The sequence below is a fragment of the Stenotrophomonas sp. TWI819 genome, from assembly GCF_039673075.1.
Classification (GTDB): Bacteria; Pseudomonadota; Gammaproteobacteria; order Xanthomonadales; family Xanthomonadaceae; genus Stenotrophomonas; species Stenotrophomonas rhizophila_B.
The window spans coordinates 42,623-60,580 of sequence record NZ_JBDJKY010000019.1 but is presented as its reverse complement, the minus strand read 5'-3'; the positions used below and the strand labels follow the sequence as shown (position 1 = coordinate 60,580).

The following is a 17,958-nucleotide window of genomic DNA, read 5'->3' as shown; positions in this document are numbered from 1 at the left end:
CTGCAAGTACGTCCATGTAAGCTCGTATGCCGCCATCCATGGCGGCATACGGTCCCGCCAACCCACCCCTTCCCACCCATTTACAATTGGGTGGTGCGCAACGGAAAAACGGCATCCCGGCTGCGGCTTTTGATCTGCTCGCTTTTGATCTGCTCGCTGTTGATCTGCTCGCTGTTGATCTGCTCGCTGTTGATCTGCGCGGCTTTGATCTGCTCAGCGTTGATCCGCCCAGCTTGATGGGCTCAGCGTTGCTTTGCTCCGCCTCACAGACTCAGCTCCAGTTCGCTCGACCTGCTTGGCTGCGCTCTGTCTTGGCTGCGCTTCGACCGGCGTGGCTTCCACCGGATCAATACGCTCGGCGCTGCAGCAATGGCGCCGCAGCGCCGTGCCGCCTTTCGCTTTGGCTTTGGCTTTGGCCTTGGCCACCAGCCCACTGTCGGAGGCGGGGTGTGGGTGGGTGCGCGGGACCATATGCCGCCATGGATGGCGGCATATGAGCCCCCATGGATGGGTTCACGGCGGGTCCCGCGCACCCACCCACACCCCGCCTGGCCAAGCAGCCCAGCAAACCAAGGCTCCGGCCTTCAGGCTTTTTCAGCCTTCAGCGCTTCAACGCACCACCCGCCCGCGACCGCCACACACCGTCGCCGATGAACAGCAGCAGCCCGGTCCAGATCGCCGCGAAGCCCACCGCCTTGGCCGTATCGAACGGCTCGCGGAAAAAGAACACGCCCAACAACAACCCGATACTCGGCGCGATGTACTGCAGAATCCCCACCAGCGACAACGGAATCCGCTTCACCCCGTATGCAAACCCGATCAACGGCAACGCCGTCACCGCACCACCGAAGATCAACAACGCATCGGTGCGCCAGCCCCAGCCACTGAAGAACCCGCCGCCGTGCCCGTTCTCGCTCCACAGCGCAAACCCGATCGCCGGCAGGAACAGATACAGACTCTCCATCCCGAGCCCCGCCACCGGGTCCACCGAAATCATCTTGCGCAGCAGCCCGTACAGGCCGAACGAACAGGCCAGCCCCAGCGCGATCCAGGGCGGCGTTCCCGCATCGAGCGTCAGCCATGCCACACCGAGCGCCGCGCAGCCCACTGCGAGCCACTGCAGGCGGCGCAGGCGCTCTTTGAGCACCACCACACCGAGTACCACGCTGACCAGCGGATTGATGAAATAGCCGAGGCTCGTCTCGATCACATGCCCAGCGTTGATCGCCCAGATGTACAGGCCCCAGTTGAACGCGATCGCCACGCTGCTCAACGCCAGCGTCGGCAGCGCGCGCGGCTGCGCGGCGATGGCCTTCCACCAGCCCAGGCCATTGCTCAGCAGCAGCCAGGCCACCACCAGCACCGTGCTCCAGATGATGCGGTGGGCGATGATCTGCTGCGACGGCACGGCCTTGAGCAGGTGCCAGTAGACCGGCACCAGGCCCCACAGGGTGAAGGTGAAGGCGGTGATCGCGAACCCGCGGCGCTGTTCCTGCAGGCTGTGTTGGGCGGGCAGGCTCACTTCGCGCGCGTCCGGGCCAGGGTCAGCACCACCACGCCGGCCAGGATCACGGCCATGGCGAGAAAGTCACGGCCGCCGAAATGCTCGTTGCCGATGATCACGCCCAGGATCACCGCGATCACGGGATTGACGTAGGCGTAGCTGGCCACCAGCGCCGGGCGCACGTTGTGCAGCAGCCACACGTACGCGGTGAAGGCGACGATCGAGCCGAACACGCACAGGTAGGCCACCGCCAGCAGCCCATTCATGCTGGGCCAGGTGGTCGGGCGTTCGCCGCTGAGCAGGCCGAGCACGACCAGCATCACGCCGCCGCAGAGCATCTGCCCGGCGGCGGTCATGAACGGGCTGGGCAGGTCCAGGCCGCGCGCCCAGATCGAGCCGAAGGCCCAGCCGATCGGGGCGATCAGCAGCAGGATCAGGCCCTGCGGCGAGGCGGTCAGGCTGCTGCCGGCGTTGAGCCAGACCACGCCGAGGAAGCCGATCGCGATGCCCAGCCATTCACCGCGGCTGGCGTTCTGCCCGCGCATCGCGCCAAACAGCGCCATCCACAACGGCACCGACGCCACGGCCGTGGCGGCCAGGCCGGAAGACACCGTGCGTTCGGCCAGCACCACCATGCCGTTGCCCAGCACCAGCATGGTCAGGCCCATGATCGCCAGGTTGCGCCACTGGCGCCTGGTCGGGGCAGGCGAGCCACGCCAGCGCAGCACGGCGTACATCAGCGAGCCGGCGATGATGAAGCGGCCCCCGGAGACCATCGTCAGCGGCAGTGCGCCGCCTTCCAGCGCCAGCCGGATCCCGAGATAGGTGGACCCCCAGACCACGTACACCAGCAGCAGCGCCAGGACGACCAGGCCGCTGCGGGGAGCGGCCGACGGGGAGTGCGGTAGGACGGCCATGGGCCACCACGGTACGGGGGAAGGGGAATTCTAGGCCGTTGCCGATGGCGCGGCACGCGTTGAGGTGGCACGCTGTTTTCATCAGGCCGCATCGTGATGCCTGACACGCACCCGTTTTTGACGTGCGGTAAGGTAACAAGAGCCATCAACGCTTCCCCGCCAGGACCCCCTACCCTGTATGAGTACATCCGTCCCCGCCACCGCGGCACCTTCCGACCGGGCCGCACTGCGGCGTTCCATCTCCAATACCCTCAAAGGCTCGGCCGGCAATCTGGTCGAGTGGTATGACGTCTACGTCTACTCGGTCTTCGCGGTCTACTTCGAATCCCAGTTCTTCTCGGCCGCCGACAAGAACTCCACCATGTACGTGTGGGCGATCTTTGCCGCCACCTTCCTGATGCGCCCGATCGGGGCGTGGTACTTCGGCCGCTTCGCCGACCGCTACGGCCGCCGCCTGGCCCTGACGGTGTCGGTCACGATGATGGCCGCCTGTTCGTTCCTGATCGCGATCACCCCGACCGCGTCGCAGATCGGCATCTGGGCGGCGGTGATCCTGCTGTTCGCGCGCCTGCTGCAGGGCTTCGCCACCGGCGGCGAGTACGGCACCAGCGCGACGTACATGTCCGAGGCCGCCATTCCCGGTCGTCGCGGCTTCCTGTCCTCGTTCCATTACGTCACCCTGGTCGGTGGCCATGTGCTCGCACAGCTGACTCTGCTGTGCATGCTGACCTTCTGGGACAAGCCGGAGATTTCCGCGTGGGGCTGGCGCGTGGCGTTCGGCATCGGCGGCATCGGTGCGATCGTGGTGTTCTGGCTGCGCCGGACCATGGACGAATCGCTGCAGTCCGATTCCATCGAAGCTGCACGCGATGGCCGTGCCAAGGCCTCCGGCTCGATGCGTGAGCTGTTCGTCAACCAGTGGCGTCCGCTGCTGCTGTGCTTCCTGATCACTGCGGGCGGCACCGTCGCGTTCTACACCTACTCGGTGAACGGGCCGAAGATGATCCAGAGCGCGTTCGCGGGCAATGACGTCATGACCGGCACGCTCATCAACCTCGGCGTGCTGACCTTCCTGATGGTGCTGCAGCCGATCGGCGGCTGGCTGTCGGACATGGTCGGGCGCAAGAGCCTGCTGGTGTTCTTCGGGATCGGCGGCGTGCTGTACAGCTGGTACCTGATCACCGAGCTGCCCAACCAGCATGATCCGTTCATGGCCTTCCTGGTGCTGGGGATCGGCTTCGTGATCCTGACCGGGTATACCTCGATCAATGCGGTCGTCAAAGCCGAGCTGTTCCCGACCCATGTGCGTGCACTGGGCGTGGGCTTCGGCTATGCGATGGCCAACTCGCTGTTCGGTGGTACCGCGCCGCTGCTGTACCAGGGCGCGCTGAAGACCGGCCAGGTGAACCTGTTCGCGGTATACGTCACCGCGATCATCGCGGTGTCGCTGGTGGTCTACATGTTCTTCCTGACCAACAAGGGCCCGAACTGGCTCGATGGCACCCGAAAGTAAGCGCTGCCCCGCCCGCCCCGCGCTCGCGCGGGGCGGGGGAGTACTCGCGATGCTGGTCCCGGCGTTTGCCCAGGCCAGCAGCTCTGCCCATGCAATCAGCGCCCCTGCGGGCGCTGTATTGCTATGGGGGGCAGCCCTGCTCGCCGCCGGCACGACCGTGGCGTGGCTGCTGGGTCGGCCATCGGCGCAGGCCCGCTGGCCGCGGATCGGTTTCGGTCTGGCGCTGTTGGCGGTAATGGTCGCCCTGACACTGCAACTGGCGGCCGACCTCGGCAGCGGTCACAGCGCGCTGCAGCTGCGTTTTGGCCGGCATGCCGCCAGTGCCGACACCCAGCCGACGCGGTTCGGCTGGATGATCGCCTGTTATCTGGCCGCGCTCGCGGCCAGCGGCTGGGGCGCCTGGCGCCTGCTGCGGCGGCCTTGAGCGCCGCCGACGATTCGCCTTAACGGCGGGCCGATTCGCTCTTCTCGCGCTCGGCGCGGAACTCGGAGCCTTCTTCCCACTGCGGCCAGCGACGGCTGTTGGCCAGCTCCGCGCCCAGGTCGTAGACCAGCAGGGTGTCGGCGGCATGGCCACTCGGATCCCAGTTAGGGGTCCAGGCATCGCAGGCCTGGTGGTAGCAGGCGGCGAAGTACGCATCGCGCAGTTCACGGCCCTTCTCGACCCCACCCTCGCGCATGTCCAGCCCCGGCCCGATGGTGATTGCCGGCACGCCGAGGCGGGCGAAGGCGAAGTGGTCGGCGCGGTAGAAGAAGCCGGCTTCCAGATTCGGATCCGGCGAGTAGGTGCGGCCGCGTGCCTTGGCCACGCGCTCCAGGTCGCCTTCCAGCGAGACCCGGCCCTTGCCCCACGAGGCGATATCACGGGTCGGGCCATCCGGGCTGAACATCTCGATGTTCAACACTGCAGCCGTCTTGTCCAACGGGGCGAGCGGGTGCGCGGCGTAGTAGCTGGCGCCGAGCAGGCCCTTCTCTTCGGCGGTCAGCGCCACGAAGTACAGGGTGCGCTGCGGCTGCGGGCCGGCAGCGAAGACACGGCCCAGCTCGAGCACGGTGGCCACGCCGGTGGCGTTGTCGATCGCACCGCGACGGATGCGGTCACCCTTGGCATCGGGCTGGCCGATACCGAAGGCATCCCAATGCGCGGAGAAGATCACCGCTTCATCAGCGTGTGCGCCGCCCGGCAGCTTGGCCACCACGTTGCGGGTGATCACCTGCTCGCGCTTGAGCTTGAAGTCCACCGAGAGCTGCGCATCGCCCAGCGCGACTGGCTTGAAGGCCGGGGTCATCGCGCGGCGCTTCTCGGCCTCGAAATCCAGGCCCGCGTCGCGGAACAGCTGCTCGGCCAGGCTGCGCTGCATCCAGCCGCGCACCGGCACGTGCTGGGCCAGCGCCTGCTCGCGGGTGCGTTCGATATCGAACAGCGGCGAGGTGCCCGAGCTCTTCACCGTGGCCCAGCCGTACGCGGCCGGCGCGGTCTCATGCACGATCAGCACGCCCTGCGCACCACGGCGCGCGGCTTCTTCGAATTTGTACGTCCAGCGGCCGTAGTAGGTCACCGCCTTGCCATCGAACGCGCCCGGCTGGTCGGCCTCGAAATCGGCGTCGTTGATCAGCACCACGGCGATCTTGCCGTGCAGATCGACGTCCTTGTAATCGTTCCAGTGGCGCTCGGGCGCATCGATGCCGTAGCCCACGAACACCAGCGGGGCGTTCTTGATCGCCACCGCATCCTGCGGACGCAGGCTCTGCAGGGTCACGTCCTCGCCATTGACCAGGGCGCGCTGCTTGCCCTTCTGGCGCAGCTGCGCACGCACCGGGCCATCGACCTGCGCACGCACCATCGGCACCGGCTGCACCCAGCCGCCGTCAACGCCGCCGGGCTGCAGGCCGTACGTCTTGAATTCTTCGATCAGGTACTGGACGGTGCGCTCTTCGCCGGGCGTGGCCGGGGCACGGCCTTCGAACTCGTCCGAGGCGAGGATGCGTACGTGCCGCGACAGGGCCTGCGGGTCGATGCCGCCGCCGGGCAGGTCATTGGCGGCGTGGGCCAGGCCGCCCACGAACAGGCAGGACGACAGCAGCAGCATGCGCATCGGATTCACGGCAGACACCAGGACGGAAAACAGGACACCGGAGTGTAACGTGACACCCGCATGACCGTGCACTAGCGGCGGTCGCGATCCAGCCAGCAGGCCAGGCCCTGCGCGTTGAGTTCGATGTCCATCGCCAGCACCCGGGTCACCGCCTCATCGTCCAACGGGCAGCCGTGGGCCTGTGCGCGCTCGAGGTAGAGCGCGGTCAGCGCCGCGACCAGACAGCGATGCCGATCCGGCCGACCGTCGCATTGGCGGCCGATCTCGACCATCGCATCGATCTGCTCGACGAGATCCGCCGCCAGTTTCTGCGGCGGTGCCACGCGCCCGTAGTGGGTCAGGTACATGGCCTGTGGATCGTGGGCCAGCATCTTCGCGATCGACTGCTTCAGCGGCTCGGGATCGAACTGCACCGGCGATGACGTCGGCACGATGAAGGCCCCCTGCGCACTGTCCAGCTCGCGGTAGGACAGCCCGAAGGTATCGCCGGTGAACCAGCTGCGGCTGCGCGCATCCCACACGCACAGGTGATGACGCGCGTGCCCGGGCGTATCGATGCACAGCAGCGGGCGGCCGGCCAGATCCACGGTATGGCCATCCTCGGCGATCACCACCCGGTCGGCGGCGACCGCCAGGATCGGCCCATAGCTGCGCGCGATTTCCGCTTCGCCATACACCTCGGTCGCACCGGCGATCAGGCGGGTCGGATCGACCATGTGCGGCGCACCGCGCGGATGCACCACCAGCGTGGCGTTGGGCAGCTGCTGCATCAGCAGGCCTGCGCCGCCGGCATGATCCAGGTGCACGTGGGTCAGGATCAGCCACTCGACCTGTTCGGGCGTGCAGCCGGCGCGCGTCAACGCGGCGAGCATCGCCGGGACGGCCAGGCCGGTACCGCAATCGATGAAGGCCGCCCGGCCGTTCTCGACGATCAGGTAGGCGGCGTCGAAATCATCGCGCTGGAACGCGGTGTCGATCGTATGAATGCTGGGGCCGACGTGCATCACCACCTCCCTGGCGCGAAACGCCCCCATCTTACGTCGATCAGTGCAGCGGCTTCGATGCGGCTTTGGTCGCAGTCGCGCTCAGCAGTGGCCCACGCAGCAGCAGCGCGGCCACCATCACCGCCAGGAACGCGCCATAGGCATAGAGCACCGCCAGCACCTGTCGCCAGATCGGCCCGGCATCGTTCTGCACCACGCCGATGTGGTGGCCCCACAGCATCGCCAGGATGCTCAGCACGAAGGCCAGCACCAGCGCAGCACCATCGAACAGGCGGCGCGCGGTGCCACGCGGCTGGCGCGGAAACAGCCAGTACAACGTGCCCAGCAGCACGAACCAGGGCAGGAACAACAACAACGACAACCAGGCCATCGCAGTCTCCCGTGCAGGAACACGCCCCTGCGGCGTGCAGGGGCATCATGCCATAGCCCGGTTGTCGGCCCGCGGCGGGGGTTACCCGCGCAGCGCCTGCAATGCGGCCAGCACCACGTCCACTTCGGCCTCGAGCTTGAACAGCTCACTCTGCAGGCCGTCGCCATGTTCGGTCTGCTTGAGCACGCCGATCAGCTGGCCGGCGTCACGCGGCGAATCGAAACCTTCGCTCTGGATCAGCAGCGTGCCGTCACTGGCCTGCAGCTTGAAGTAGAAGCGGCCATCCTGTTCGCGGTACTGCTTGAACAGCGGCGGTGCAGCGCGTGCGGCCCCGCTTTCTTCACTGGGCACGTCACCGGCGGTGGACAGATCGCGCAGGCCCACCGCATGACGCAGCTCCTTGAGCAACGGCACGGCGAACTGCTCGCGCAGCTGCTGGCCACGCCGACGCAGCAGCGCCTCGATTTTTTCCGGCTCGGCCATCAGTGCGTCATAGCGCTCGCGCAGCGGGGTGATCTCGCTGTCGATGCGCTCGAACAGCTGCTGCTTGGCATCGCCCCAGCTGATGCCGTCGGCGAAGGCCTGCGCGAACGCCGCGGTCTGCTCCGGGGTGGCAAACGCCTGGTACATCTGGAACAGCGCCGAGCCTTCGGTGCCCTTGGGCTCGCCGGGCGCGCGCGAATCGGTGAGGATCGAGAACACCAGCTTCTTCAGTTCCGCGCGCGGGGCGAACAGCGGAATGGTGTTGTGATAGCTCTTGCTCATCTTGCGGCCGTCCAGGCCGGCCAGCGTGGCGACCTGCTCATCGATCACCACCTCCGGCAGCGGGAAGAATTCCTGGCCGTAGACGTGGTTGAAGCGCTGCGCGAAATCGCGCGCCATCTCGATGTGCTGGATCTGGTCGCGACCGACCGGCACGCGGTTGGCCTTGAAGATCAGGATGTCGGCGGCCATCAGCACCGGGTACATGAACAACCCCGCGCTGACCCCGGCGTCGTCATCCAGCTGCTCCTCGCGGTTCTTGTCCACGGCGGCCTTGTAGGCGTGCGCGCGGTTGAGGATGCCCTTGCTGGCGATCACGGTCAGGAACCACATCAGCTCGGTGGTTTCCGGGATGTCGCTCTGCCGGTAGAACCACACCTTGTCCGGGTCCAGCCCACAGGCCAGCCAGCTTGCCGCGATCTCCAGCGTGGATCGCTGGGTGCGCTCGGGCTCCTGCGCCTTGATCAGGCTGTGCAGGTCGGCCAGGAAGAAGAAGCTCTCGATATCCGAGGCTTGGCTGGCGGCGATCGCCGGGCGGATGGCACCGACATAGTTGCCCAGATGGGGCGTGCCGGAGGGGGTGATGCCGGTAAGAACGCGGGTCGTCATGGGGGAATCAGTGCTGACAAGTGAACCGCCCCAGTTTACCTGCCCGCGCTCAACCCCGTTGGCCGGGGCCGTGCGTTTGATACTGCACCTGCCCTGCGGAGCCTTGCCATGAAGCGTCTGATCCTGCCCCTGCTGGCCGTGCTGGCCCTGTGCGGCTTCAAACCCGGGCTCCCCCTGCGCTACGACACCGGTCCGGTCCACCTGACGGTGATCGACCGCGACAGCGGCAAGGCCCTGACCCAGTACCGCCAAGGCCCGCAACGCTGGGTGGCCGGGCAACAGGGCCACCGCTACAGCGTGCGCCTGCGCAACGGCAGCGCCGAGCGCGTGCTGGTGGTGCTTTCGGTCGATGGGCTGAACGCCATCAGCGGTGAGGTCGCCGCGCCCGGCCAGACCGGCTACGTCCTCAACCCCTGGCAGACCACGGACATCCATGGCTGGCGCAAGTCGTCGGAGGAGGTCGCCCAGTTCGTGTTCACCGATCCGGACCGCAGCTACGCCGGCCGTACCGGGCGCCCGGACAACATCGGCGTGATCGGCGTGGCGGTCTTCCACGAGGCCGGGCGGGTGTCCATGGCAGTCGCCCCAGCGGCGGCGGGATCGGCCGATGCCAAGGCGCGCCCACAGGCACGCTCGTCCTCACTGGAAAGTGTGCGTGTCACCGGCTCCTCCGCACCGCCCCCCCAGCTCGGCACCGGTCATGGCGAGCGCGAGGCCTCCCGCGTGCGCAACACCGCCTTTGAACGCGATACCCCCTACCCGGTGCAGCAGGTGCAGGTCCGCTACGACAGCGAACGCACTCTGATCGCCCGCGGGATCATTCCACGGACGGGCACACCGGCACGCGGTGAACCCCAGGCATTCCCCAACCGGTACGTGCCGGATCCGCCGCCGTATCCAGGCCGCTGATCGGGAACGACGCGCATGAAAAACGGGCCGCTCTCGCGGCCCGTCCCGGTTTCAACCCCCGACGGCTGATCCGTCGTACTGGATCACCACTCAGTGGTAATCCGGATAATCCTTGCGCATGGCCGCTTCGAAGTCGCGGACCTCGGTTTCAGCACGGTCACGTGCCCAGCCATAGCGTTCCTGCAGGCGCCCTGCCAAGTATTCGGCATTGCCTTCGGCCACCTTGAAATCGTCGTCGGTCAGGTCGCCCCACTTGGCCTGCGCCTTGCCCTTGAGCTGCGTCCACTTGCCGGAAATGATGTCTTTGTTCATGGGTTCGCATCCTTGATTGCAACGGCCATCTCGCCGTGGGGCCAGAATGCGACGGTGCACGTTGGCATACGGTCAACCAGCGATGAAACACGCGCTCACGAGCTTGAATGGATTCACTACGGCATGCAGCCACACTGTGATCGCGCGGTTATCTCGCGCGCATGAAAAAGGCCGGGAATCCCCGGCCTTTTCCGTTGACTGCTGATCCGCGGATCAGTTGCCCTTGGCAGCGTCTTCGACCGATTCACCGGCCTTCTGCACGTCCTTGCCTGCACCAGCAACGGTGTTGCAGCCGGACAGCATGGCCACCGAGAACATCGACAACAGCATCAGTGCGATAACACGCTTCATGGGGTTCTCCTGGTTGTTCAAATTCAATACCGAAATCCGGTCCCGCCTGTCAGGAGAGCACGCCAGCGCAGCCCCCCTTCCTGACCTGCAGTGCCGTGAGTGGAAACACACGGCGCCGCGTGACGTGCAATCTGGCTGGAGAGGCGTGCAGCGGATGTGAACGCAGGAAAACGCGGTTCAGCCAAGCGTTCTCAATCGCGCATCAGCGTCGATTTCCCGAACAGGCTTTCGACCAGATCGACGGCCAGTTCGGCGGTCGCATTGCGGTTGTCCAGCAGCGGATTCAGCTCGACGATGTCCAGCGAGCCCATGCGCCCGGTGTCGGCGATCATCTCCATCACCAGCTGCGCTTCACGGTAATTGACCCCGCCCGGCACGGTGGTGCCGACGCCGGGTGCAATGCTCGGATCCAGGAAATCCACGTCGAAGCTGACGTGCAGGTGCGTGTTGGCGTCGATGCCGGCCAGCGCTGCCTCCATCGTGCGCTTCATGCCGGCTTCGTCGATGTAGCGCATGTCATAGACATCCACCTGATGCTGCTTGATCAGGCGCTTTTCCTCCTGGTCCACCGAGCGGATGCCGATCTGGTGCACCTGCTGTGGGCGGATCGCCGGGGCGTCGCCGCCGAGCCGGGTCAACGCGTCCGGGCCCAGGCCGCACAGGCAGGCTACCGGCATGCCGTGGACGTTGCCCGACGGCGTGACCTCGCTGGTGTTGAAGTCCGAATGCGCGTCCAGCCACAGCACGCGCAGGTCCTTGCCCTGTTCGCGGCACCAGCGCGCGACGGCGGTGATCGAGCCGATCCCCAGGCAGTGGTCGCCGCCCAACATGATCGGCATGCGCCCGGCCTGCAGCTCGGCGTAGGTGGCGTCCATCAACGCACGGTTCCAGGCCACCACCTCATCCAGATGGCGGTAGCCCTGCACCGGTGCCGTCCACGGGTTGCGCGGACCGGCCAGATTGCCGAGGTCGCGTACGTCCACGCCGCGCGCGGTGAGCGCATCACCCAGGCCCGCGATGCGCAGGGCGTCCGGTCCCAGACCCGCGCCACGGTGGCCCGCGCCAACATCGGTGGGCACGCCAATCAGGGAAACCGGGGAATACATCGCCATCGCTGTTGCCTCCATTGCAAAGAGGACCAGCATAGCCAGCGCGGGGGGATACGACTCGCGGCGCTGCAGCAGTCGTCATCGACCGTGCATCAATGGTGCCGGCACCCGGATTCGAACTGGGGACCTACCGCTTACAAGGCGGTTGCTCTACCAACTGAGCTATGCCGGCATGGGCATTGCGGCGGGACGACCCGTCGCGGAGCCGGGATTCTAGCGCAAGCGCGCGCATTCCAGCGAGCGGTGCTGAGCTGCGCCGCTGCGCTGGCGGGCCACGGCGGGGTCGGTGCCTTCGGCAAGGGTCGCATCCAGCCACCACTGCGCGCTGCCATCGCCCCCGCTGGCGACCATGGTCGCCTTGAAACCGGCGGCGCTCAGGGCGGCCAGGCGGCGATCCGCGCCTTCGCGATTGCGGTACTGGCCAAGCGCGATGGCGTTGGTGTCCTTGCCCTGGGCAATGATGTAGTAGTCGCTCACGCCGGCCGCGACGATGCGCTTGACCGTGGCCTGCGCCTCCTCACGGCTGGCGGCGGGCGGCAGCAGCACGCGGTAGCGGGTGGCGCCGGCATCGGCGACCTCACGCAGCTTGGCGCCACGCAGGGCATTCCCGGCGCGCGACTGGGCGGTCTGGGCCGTTGCGCGGTCCGCGAAGGGCCCCAGGCTCACGCATTGGGCGGGAGTGGGTGTCGCGGTGACGGGTGCGGGTACGGCGGCCGGTGTGGGCGCTGCGGCCACCGGGGCCGGTGCAGGGACGCTGGCAGCCGGCGTTGGCGCAGGCGTGTCGGCCACGGCGGTGGCCGGCGCGGCGGTGGTCACCGGCGGCTGTGTCACAGGCGCGGACGCGGAGGCGGGCGTGACGTCCTGCAGTGCCGGTGCCGCGGTCACCGGCGTCGCCGTGGCCGGCGGCGCCTGCGTGCTCGGCAGCACTTCCAACTGCGCCACACCGACGGGCGATGCCGGCGGTGCGCTGGCCGGTTCGCCGCGCAGCAGCCACCACAGGGCGACACCGAGGTTGAGGATGACCAGGACGACGATCAGGGCACGGGTAAGCATCGGTTGATCCTAGCCTGCCGACGGCGGTTGATGCACGGCCCAGCGGGCCAGCCCATCAAGCACCAGCGCGGGCTGGAATTCGGCATCGCCGAGCAGCGGCAGCAGGGCCGGCGCACCGCCGCCGTGCACCAGCAGATGCGGCAACGCGCCGAGCCGCTCGCCGCCCTGCACACGACTGCGTTCGATCAGGGCCACCGCCGCCCCATCGCAGCCGGAGGCCAGCGCATCGGCCGTGTCATTGGCGAACTCGCTGTAGTCACCGCCCGCCGCCGGCAACTGCACGGCACGTGCATGCAAGGCTTCGCGCATCGTGGTGGGCGAGGCCGAGATACGCCCGCCGTGATGCTGGCCCTCGGCATCCAGCAGATCGATGGTCAGTGCGGTGCCCACGCCGGCAATCAGCACGGCCTGGCCACGCGCGGCCACGGCCAGCAGCGCCAGGTAGCGGTCCACGCCGAAGCGGGTGGGATCGGCATAAGCGATCCGCACACCGGCGTAGTCGGCTTCGGTGCGCGCCACCCGGACATGGCGGAAGCGTGCCTGCAATACATCCAGCATGGCGGTGGTCAACGAGGGTGCGGCAACGCTGGCAACGTAGGCGGTGTCGCCCGACGGCAGCGCATCCAGTGCCGCGGCCGGCATCGCTTCAGCACCATGCGGCCACGCCTGCACGTCGCCCGCGCGCACGCCCTGCAGCGGCGCGAACTTGAAGCGCGAATTGCCCAGATCAAACAACCAGTCGCTCATTGCGCCCTCACGCTGACTTCGCCCGCATGGAAAACCCGTTCACCGCCGTCGATGCGCACACGCAGCGCCCCGTCGTCGGCCAGACCCAGCGCCGTGCCGGCAAACAGCACGCCGCCTTCTTCCACCTGCACCTCGCGCCCGGCCAGGCTGTCCAGCGCGGCATACCGGGCGAGGAACGGCGCGAGGCCGTCCTGCTCGAAGGCGTCCAGTGCGGGCAGCAGGGCGGCGAGGATGTGCGCGACCACCGCGTTGCGCGAGGTCTGTGCGCCGGAGAGCGTATCCAGATCGGTCCAGGGCTGGGTGATCTCCGCCGCGAACGCAGCGGGCATCCGGACGTTGACGCCGAGGCCAATCACCGCGCGCGCCGGACCGGCGAATTCACCGCCGCCCTCGATCAGCAGGCCGCCGAGCTTGTGCCCGTCGACGACAAGGTCATTGGGCCACTTCAGGGCGACGCCTGGATAGCCGGCCTCGCGCAGTGCTTCGGCCACCGCGACCCCGGCGACCAGGCTCAGCCCGCCCAGCCGCGAGAGACCACCGGCAAACCCGCGTAGCACCGAAAGGTAGATATGCGCCGCCAGCGGCGAGGCCCAGGCCCGCCCGCGGCGGCCACGGCCACGCGTCTGACGCTCGGCCAGCAGGGCCATCGCCCCGCGCTCTGGCGCGCTGCAGCGCAGCAATTCGGTGTTCGTTGACGCGACCGACCAGGCCACCTGCAGGGAGGTCAGCTGGCCGCCGGCCGCGGCCGGCAACGCGGCCTGGATGGCCTCGGCGTCCAGCAGATCCAGCGGCTGCTGCAACTGGTAGCCGTCACCGGCGCGGCCGTCGATATCGACGCCAGCCTCCCTAAGTCCTTGAATCCGCTTCCAAATCGCGGCACGGGTCTGGCCCAGCTCGCGCGCCAGCGCGTCGCCGGACAGGCGCCCGGCGCCCAGTTTGGCCAGCAGTTGGCGGTCGTCCACGGCAGCTTCCATCGGGTAAACGGGAAAAGTATGCGGGAAAGCCGCCGCCAGCGCCCGCCCGGGGGCCTTCCAATCCCCTGGCCGAATCGGGCTAGAATCGAGAACTTGACCCGCCGCTGGATGTTGACGATGCGCCCGTTCGCCCATTGCCTGCTCCTCCTGATGGCCCCGCTGGCCGCGCATGCTTCCGATGCGCTCACCACGGCGGGCCGCGGCGCGTGTGTCTATTCGGCCAACGAGAACGAGCGCAGCGCACCGGCATCGGCTTCGGCGGCTGCGGCACCGGCCGCGGTGAAGCCCAGCGCCAGCAGCGGTACCAGCACCGGCGGTGGCGGCGATGACGACGTGCTGCCACGCCTGCGCGCACCGAAGTGGCACAGCTTCCTGCCAGGTATGTTCCGCTGATCGAACGACTGTTGGGCTGGCTGCGCCGCACGCCACGCGAGATCGACCCTACCCTCTGGGACACTACCTGCCGCCGCGCCGCCTGGCTGCAGCAGCTGGACCCTGCCCGCCGCGAACGCCTGCGTGCCCTGGCGGCCCGCTTCCTGCACGAGAAAACCATCAGCCCCGCTGCCGAACTGCAGCTGGCGGACGCCGATGGCGTGTTGCTGGCCGCGCTCTGCTGCCTGCCGCTGCTGGAAATCGGCGAGATCGGCCTGCGTGGCTGGTCGCAGCTGATCGTGTATCCCGAGGCGTTCCGCGTGCACCGCAGCCAAGTGGATGCGGCCGGCGTGCTGCACGAATGGGACGATGCGCTGATTGGCGAATCCTGGGACAGCGGCCCGCTGATTCTGTCGTGGGCCGATATCCAGGCCGACATCGCCGACCCGGAGGCCGGGTTCTGTGTGGCCGTGCATGAGATGGCGCACAAGATCGATGCGCTGGACGGGGCGATCGACGGCACGCCGCCGTTGCCGCGGGCGTGGCAGAAACAATGGGCGGCGGATTTCCAGCAGGCCTATGACGCGTTCTGCGCCGAGGTGGACCAAGGCCGCGAGACGCTGATCGATCCGTATGCGTCCGAGGCGCCGGAGGAGTTTTTTGCCGTGGTCAGCGAGTACCACTTCTCCGCACCGGCGCTGCTGGCGCGCGAGATGCCGGCGGTGGCCGGGCATCTGCAGCGGTTCTATGGTCCGTCACCGCTGATGCGGTGATGCGTTACGGCCCGGGCGGCAGCTTCACTTCAAAGCGTGCACCACCCAATTCCGGCGAACGCTTCACCTGCAGCTCGCCGCGGTAATCCTTGATCAGGTCCTGCACGATCGACAGGCCGATGCCGTGACCCTGCACGCGCTCATCGCCACGCACGCCACGCTGCAGCACCTTGGCGATGTCTTCCGGTGCGATGCCCGGGCCATCGTCATCCACCGACAGCACCAGCCCCGCGCGACGCGCACCGGGTGCCGGCAACGGGTGCGCGGTCAACAGCACGCGACGCTTGGCCCACTTGAAGGCGTTCTCCAGCAGGTTGCCGAGCAGTTCCTGCAGATCACCGGGCTCGCCGTGGAAACGTGCGGCCGGGTCGATATCGAATTCGCACAGCACGCCCTTGGAGGCGTACACCTTCTCCAGGCCCCGCACGATTTCCTCGGCGTTGGATTCGATCGGCAACGGGGCGGAGAACAGCTTGTGACCGGAGGATGCCGCGCGCGCCAGCTGGTAGGACACCAGGTTGTTCATGCGCCGCAGCTGCACGTCGAATTCCTCGCGCAGATCCTCATCGCGTGCGCCGCTGTCGAGCTGCGTGCGCAACACCGCCAGCGGCGTCTTCAGGCTGTGCGCGAGATCGGCCAAGGTGTTGCGCTGGCGTTCGAGGTTCTCGCGCTCGCTCTCGATGAAGGCGTTGATGCTGTCGGTCAGCGGCTCCAGCTCGCGCGGATGGCGCTCGCTCATGCGCTCGGTTTCACCGCGCTGCACCTTGGTCAGTTCGTTGATCACGCGCCGCATCGGGCGCAGGCTCCACTGCAGAATGACCGTCTGCAGCAGCAGCAGGATCAGGCCGATGCCGCCGAGGTAGAACCACACCCGCCCGCGGAACACGCGCAGCTGTGCACCCAGCGCGCGCGAGTCTTCCAGCACGTAGATCGTGTACGGGAATTCGGTGGCCGGGTCGGCGTCGGCATCCCAGACCAGGCCCATGCCATAGCGGTAGGCCGAGCCCTCGCTGCCGTCGATCTGGATCATCGGCAACGGGCCTTCGAAGACTTCCTGGCGCGGGGCCAGCATGCCGCCGCCCACGGTGGGCAGCATCGGGCCTTCGGCGGACATGGAGTTGCCCTTGCCGTCCGGCATCACGACCTGCAGGTAGAGGCCGCTGCCCGGCACGTCAAAGCGCGGATCCGGTGGCTGCTCGCGGATGTACAGCGAGCGGTCGCGGGTGAAGTCGATGCCGGCCGCATACGCGGTGGCGTAGTTCTTCAGCCGCTCGCGCAGATTGGCCTTCGCGGTATCGGCGAAGGCAGCGTCCAGCGCGTAGCCGGCCAGGGCCAGGAAGGCCACCAGGCCCACCGAGGCGGCCAACAGCTGGCGCGCCTGCAGTGAGCGCGGCCGCCAGCGTTTAAAGAACCACAGACGGCCGGACATCATCTATCGCCAGCCGCAGCTCAGCCTTCGTTGCGCGGAATGGCGAAGCGGTAACCGCGGCCACGCACGGTTTCGATCGGCTTGAGTTCGCCGTCGGCATCGAGCTTCTTGCGCAGGCGGCCGATGAAGACCTCCAGCACGTTCGAGTCGCGGTCGAAGTCCTGCTGATAGATGTGTTCGGTGAGGTCGGCCTTGGAGACCAGTTCACCGGCATGCATCATCAGGTACTCCAGCACCTTGTATTCGTAGCTGGTGAGGTCCACGTTGCTGCCGTTGACGCTGACCGTCTGCGCGGCAAGATCCAGCGCGACCGGGCCACACTCCAGCGTCGGCTTGCTCCAACCGGCGGCACGGCGCAGCAGCGCATTGACGCGGGCCAGCAGCTCTTCCACGTGGAACGGCTTGACGAGGTAATCGTCGGCGCCCTGCTTGAGGCCCTCGACCTTGTCCTGCCAGCTCGAACGCGCGGTCAGGATCAGCACCGGGAATTTCTTGCCCTCGTCGCGCAGGGCCTTGATCAGCTCCATGCCCGACATCTTGGGCAGGCCCAGATCAATGATGCCGACGTCGAACGGAACTTCGCGGCCCATGTACAGACCTTCCTCACCGTCCTGCGCAGCATCGACGGCAAAGCCTTCGCGCTTGAGCCGGGCTGCCAGTGTTTCCCGCAGCGGGGCTTCGTCTTCGACCAGAAGGATACGCATGAACTCTCCCTAGTGTCCTGGGTATGGCCCCATGGGGCCAGTGGGTAATGCAGATGACTGCGGACAACTATCCCTGTTCAGGGGTTATCGCCGCGTAGTGATGACATATCCGAGCGCGGCGTGCGGGGCTGTGAACGCGATGTCGCCGGATCGTCCATATAGCGGACGCGACCGCGATCATCCATGTACTTCACCCGGTTGATATCGCGCCCATCGAAGGGCACGCGCTCGGCGCCGAGGATGTGTCCACCGGTAGTCCGCTGCACCCGACGCACGGCATCGGACAGCGAGCGCTCCTGCGGACCGCCGCGTTCGGCCGTACGCATCATCTCGGCACGGGCCGCTTCCGGCGGCGGCATCTGCGCCCACGCACTGGTGGAGGCAGCTGCGCCCGTCGCCAGAAGGGCGAAGGCAGCAATGCGGCGGTGGCGGGTCACGGAGAACATCGGT

Annotated in this window: 20 protein-coding genes and 1 tRNA gene; 5 read left to right on the top strand and 16 right to left on the bottom strand. The window is 67.5% G+C overall.

Annotated elements, in window-relative coordinates; genetic code table 11:
• Positions 1–601: 601 nt before the first annotated feature.
• Positions 602–1,522, bottom strand: a complete 921-nt coding sequence (rarD, locus tag ABE463_RS18040; protein WP_346469097.1) for an EamA family transporter RarD — start codon at positions 1,520–1,522, stop codon at positions 602–604.
• Complete coding sequence (yedA, locus tag ABE463_RS18035; protein WP_123731146.1) at positions 1,519–2,421, bottom strand: drug/metabolite exporter YedA; 903 nt, start codon at positions 2,419–2,421, stop codon at positions 1,519–1,521. Before yedA ends, rarD begins: the two co-directional genes overlap by 4 nt.
• Before the next feature lie 178 nt (positions 2,422–2,599).
• Here yedA and ABE463_RS18030 point away from each other — a divergent pair, with 178 nt between their 5' ends.
• Together ABE463_RS18030 and ABE463_RS18025 are read left to right on the top strand one after the other, a co-directional pair.
• The gene (locus ABE463_RS18030) at positions 2,600–3,934 is read left to right on the top strand and encodes an MFS transporter (protein WP_123731145.1); all 1,335 of its coding nucleotides are present in this window, start codon (positions 2,600–2,602) and stop codon (positions 3,932–3,934) included.
• Between the two features lie 49 nt (positions 3,935–3,983).
• Positions 3,984–4,358 carry a hypothetical protein gene (locus ABE463_RS18025; protein WP_346469096.1) on the top strand — a complete coding sequence of 125 codons (375 nt, stop codon included), beginning with the start codon at positions 3,984–3,986 and terminating at the stop codon, positions 4,356–4,358.
• 19 nt (positions 4,359–4,377) lie between these two features.
• On the opposite strand, the gene ABE463_RS18020 is transcribed toward ABE463_RS18025, so the two are convergent.
• From ABE463_RS18020 to ABE463_RS18005, 4 genes are all read right to left on the bottom strand, one after another.
• Positions 4,378–6,030 carry a M28 family metallopeptidase gene (locus ABE463_RS18020; RefSeq protein WP_346469098.1) on the bottom strand — a complete coding sequence of 551 codons (1,653 nt, stop codon included), beginning with the start codon at positions 6,028–6,030 and terminating at the stop codon, positions 4,378–4,380.
• A gap of 71 nt (positions 6,031–6,101) precedes the next feature.
• On the bottom strand, positions 6,102–7,034 hold the full coding sequence (locus ABE463_RS18015) for an MBL fold metallo-hydrolase (RefSeq protein ID WP_346469095.1): 933 nt from the start codon (positions 7,032–7,034) through the stop codon (positions 6,102–6,104).
• 40 nt (positions 7,035–7,074) lie between these two features.
• Positions 7,075–7,404, bottom strand: a complete 330-nt coding sequence (locus tag ABE463_RS18010) for a hypothetical protein (RefSeq protein ID WP_259260499.1) — start codon at positions 7,402–7,404, stop codon at positions 7,075–7,077.
• Positions 7,405–7,485: 81 nt separating this feature from the next.
• Positions 7,486–8,775 (bottom strand): tryptophan--tRNA ligase, encoded by a 1,290-nt coding sequence (locus ABE463_RS18005; RefSeq protein WP_346469094.1) that lies wholly within the window; start codon positions 8,773–8,775, stop codon positions 7,486–7,488.
• Positions 8,776–8,883: 108 nt separating this feature from the next.
• On the opposite strand from ABE463_RS18005, the gene ABE463_RS18000 reads away from it, so the two are divergent.
• Positions 8,884–9,684: a hypothetical protein gene (locus tag ABE463_RS18000; RefSeq protein WP_346469093.1), complete on the top strand. Its 801-nt coding sequence runs from the start codon at positions 8,884–8,886 to the stop codon at positions 9,682–9,684.
• A gap of 90 nt (positions 9,685–9,774) precedes the next feature.
• On the opposite strand, the gene ABE463_RS17995 is transcribed toward ABE463_RS18000, so the two are convergent.
• The 7 genes from ABE463_RS17995 to birA all read right to left on the bottom strand — a co-directional run bounded on the left by ABE463_RS17995 (position 9,775) and on the right by birA (position 14,230).
• Positions 9,775–9,996 (bottom strand): CsbD family protein, encoded by a 222-nt coding sequence (locus tag ABE463_RS17995; RefSeq protein WP_019185523.1) that lies wholly within the window; start codon positions 9,994–9,996, stop codon positions 9,775–9,777.
• A 213-nt stretch (positions 9,997–10,209) separates the two neighbouring features.
• Entirely contained in the window at positions 10,210–10,347 is a 138-nt protein-coding gene (locus tag ABE463_RS17990) for an entericidin A/B family lipoprotein (protein WP_123731139.1), read from the bottom strand.
• A 191-nt stretch (positions 10,348–10,538) separates the two neighbouring features.
• On the bottom strand, positions 10,539–11,459 hold the full coding sequence (rocF, locus tag ABE463_RS17985; protein WP_346469092.1) for an arginase: 921 nt from the start codon (positions 11,457–11,459) through the stop codon (positions 10,539–10,541).
• A gap of 93 nt (positions 11,460–11,552) precedes the next feature.
• A tRNA-Thr gene (locus tag ABE463_RS17980) sits at positions 11,553–11,628 on the bottom strand.
• A 41-nt stretch (positions 11,629–11,669) separates the two neighbouring features.
• Positions 11,670–12,509 carry an SPOR domain-containing protein gene (locus ABE463_RS17975; RefSeq protein WP_346469091.1) on the bottom strand — a complete coding sequence of 280 codons (840 nt, stop codon included), beginning with the start codon at positions 12,507–12,509 and terminating at the stop codon, positions 11,670–11,672.
• 9 nt (positions 12,510–12,518) lie between these two features.
• The gene (locus ABE463_RS17970; RefSeq protein ID WP_346469090.1) at positions 12,519–13,256 is read right to left on the bottom strand and encodes a type III pantothenate kinase; all 738 of its coding nucleotides are present in this window, start codon (positions 13,254–13,256) and stop codon (positions 12,519–12,521) included.
• Complete coding sequence (gene birA, locus ABE463_RS17965) at positions 13,253–14,230, bottom strand: bifunctional biotin--[acetyl-CoA-carboxylase] ligase/biotin operon repressor BirA (protein ID WP_346469089.1); 978 nt, start codon at positions 14,228–14,230, stop codon at positions 13,253–13,255. Before birA ends, ABE463_RS17970 begins: the two co-directional genes overlap by 4 nt.
• Before the next feature lie 117 nt (positions 14,231–14,347).
• On the opposite strand from birA, the gene ABE463_RS17960 reads away from it, so the two are divergent.
• Both ABE463_RS17960 and ABE463_RS17955 read left to right on the top strand, forming a co-directional pair.
• Complete coding sequence (locus ABE463_RS17960; RefSeq protein WP_346469088.1) at positions 14,348–14,623, top strand: hypothetical protein; 276 nt, start codon at positions 14,348–14,350, stop codon at positions 14,621–14,623.
• Complete coding sequence (locus ABE463_RS17955; protein WP_346469087.1) at positions 14,590–15,375, top strand: M90 family metallopeptidase; 786 nt, start codon at positions 14,590–14,592, stop codon at positions 15,373–15,375. Before ABE463_RS17960 ends, ABE463_RS17955 begins: the two co-directional genes overlap by 34 nt.
• Positions 15,376–15,379: 4 nt before the next feature.
• Here the strand turns inward: ABE463_RS17955 and ABE463_RS17950 are convergent, their stop codons facing one another.
• The 3 genes from ABE463_RS17950 to ABE463_RS17940 form a co-directional block, all read right to left on the bottom strand.
• Positions 15,380–16,804 (bottom strand): sensor histidine kinase, encoded by a 1,425-nt coding sequence (locus tag ABE463_RS17950; protein WP_070474511.1) that lies wholly within the window; start codon positions 16,802–16,804, stop codon positions 15,380–15,382.
• Between the two features lie 20 nt (positions 16,805–16,824).
• The gene (locus ABE463_RS17945) at positions 16,825–17,508 is read right to left on the bottom strand and encodes a response regulator transcription factor (protein WP_019185514.1); all 684 of its coding nucleotides are present in this window, start codon (positions 17,506–17,508) and stop codon (positions 16,825–16,827) included.
• A 77-nt stretch (positions 17,509–17,585) separates the two neighbouring features.
• Positions 17,586–17,954, bottom strand: a complete 369-nt coding sequence (locus ABE463_RS17940; RefSeq protein WP_313208862.1) for a hypothetical protein — start codon at positions 17,952–17,954, stop codon at positions 17,586–17,588.
• Positions 17,955–17,958 lie beyond the last annotated feature (4 nt).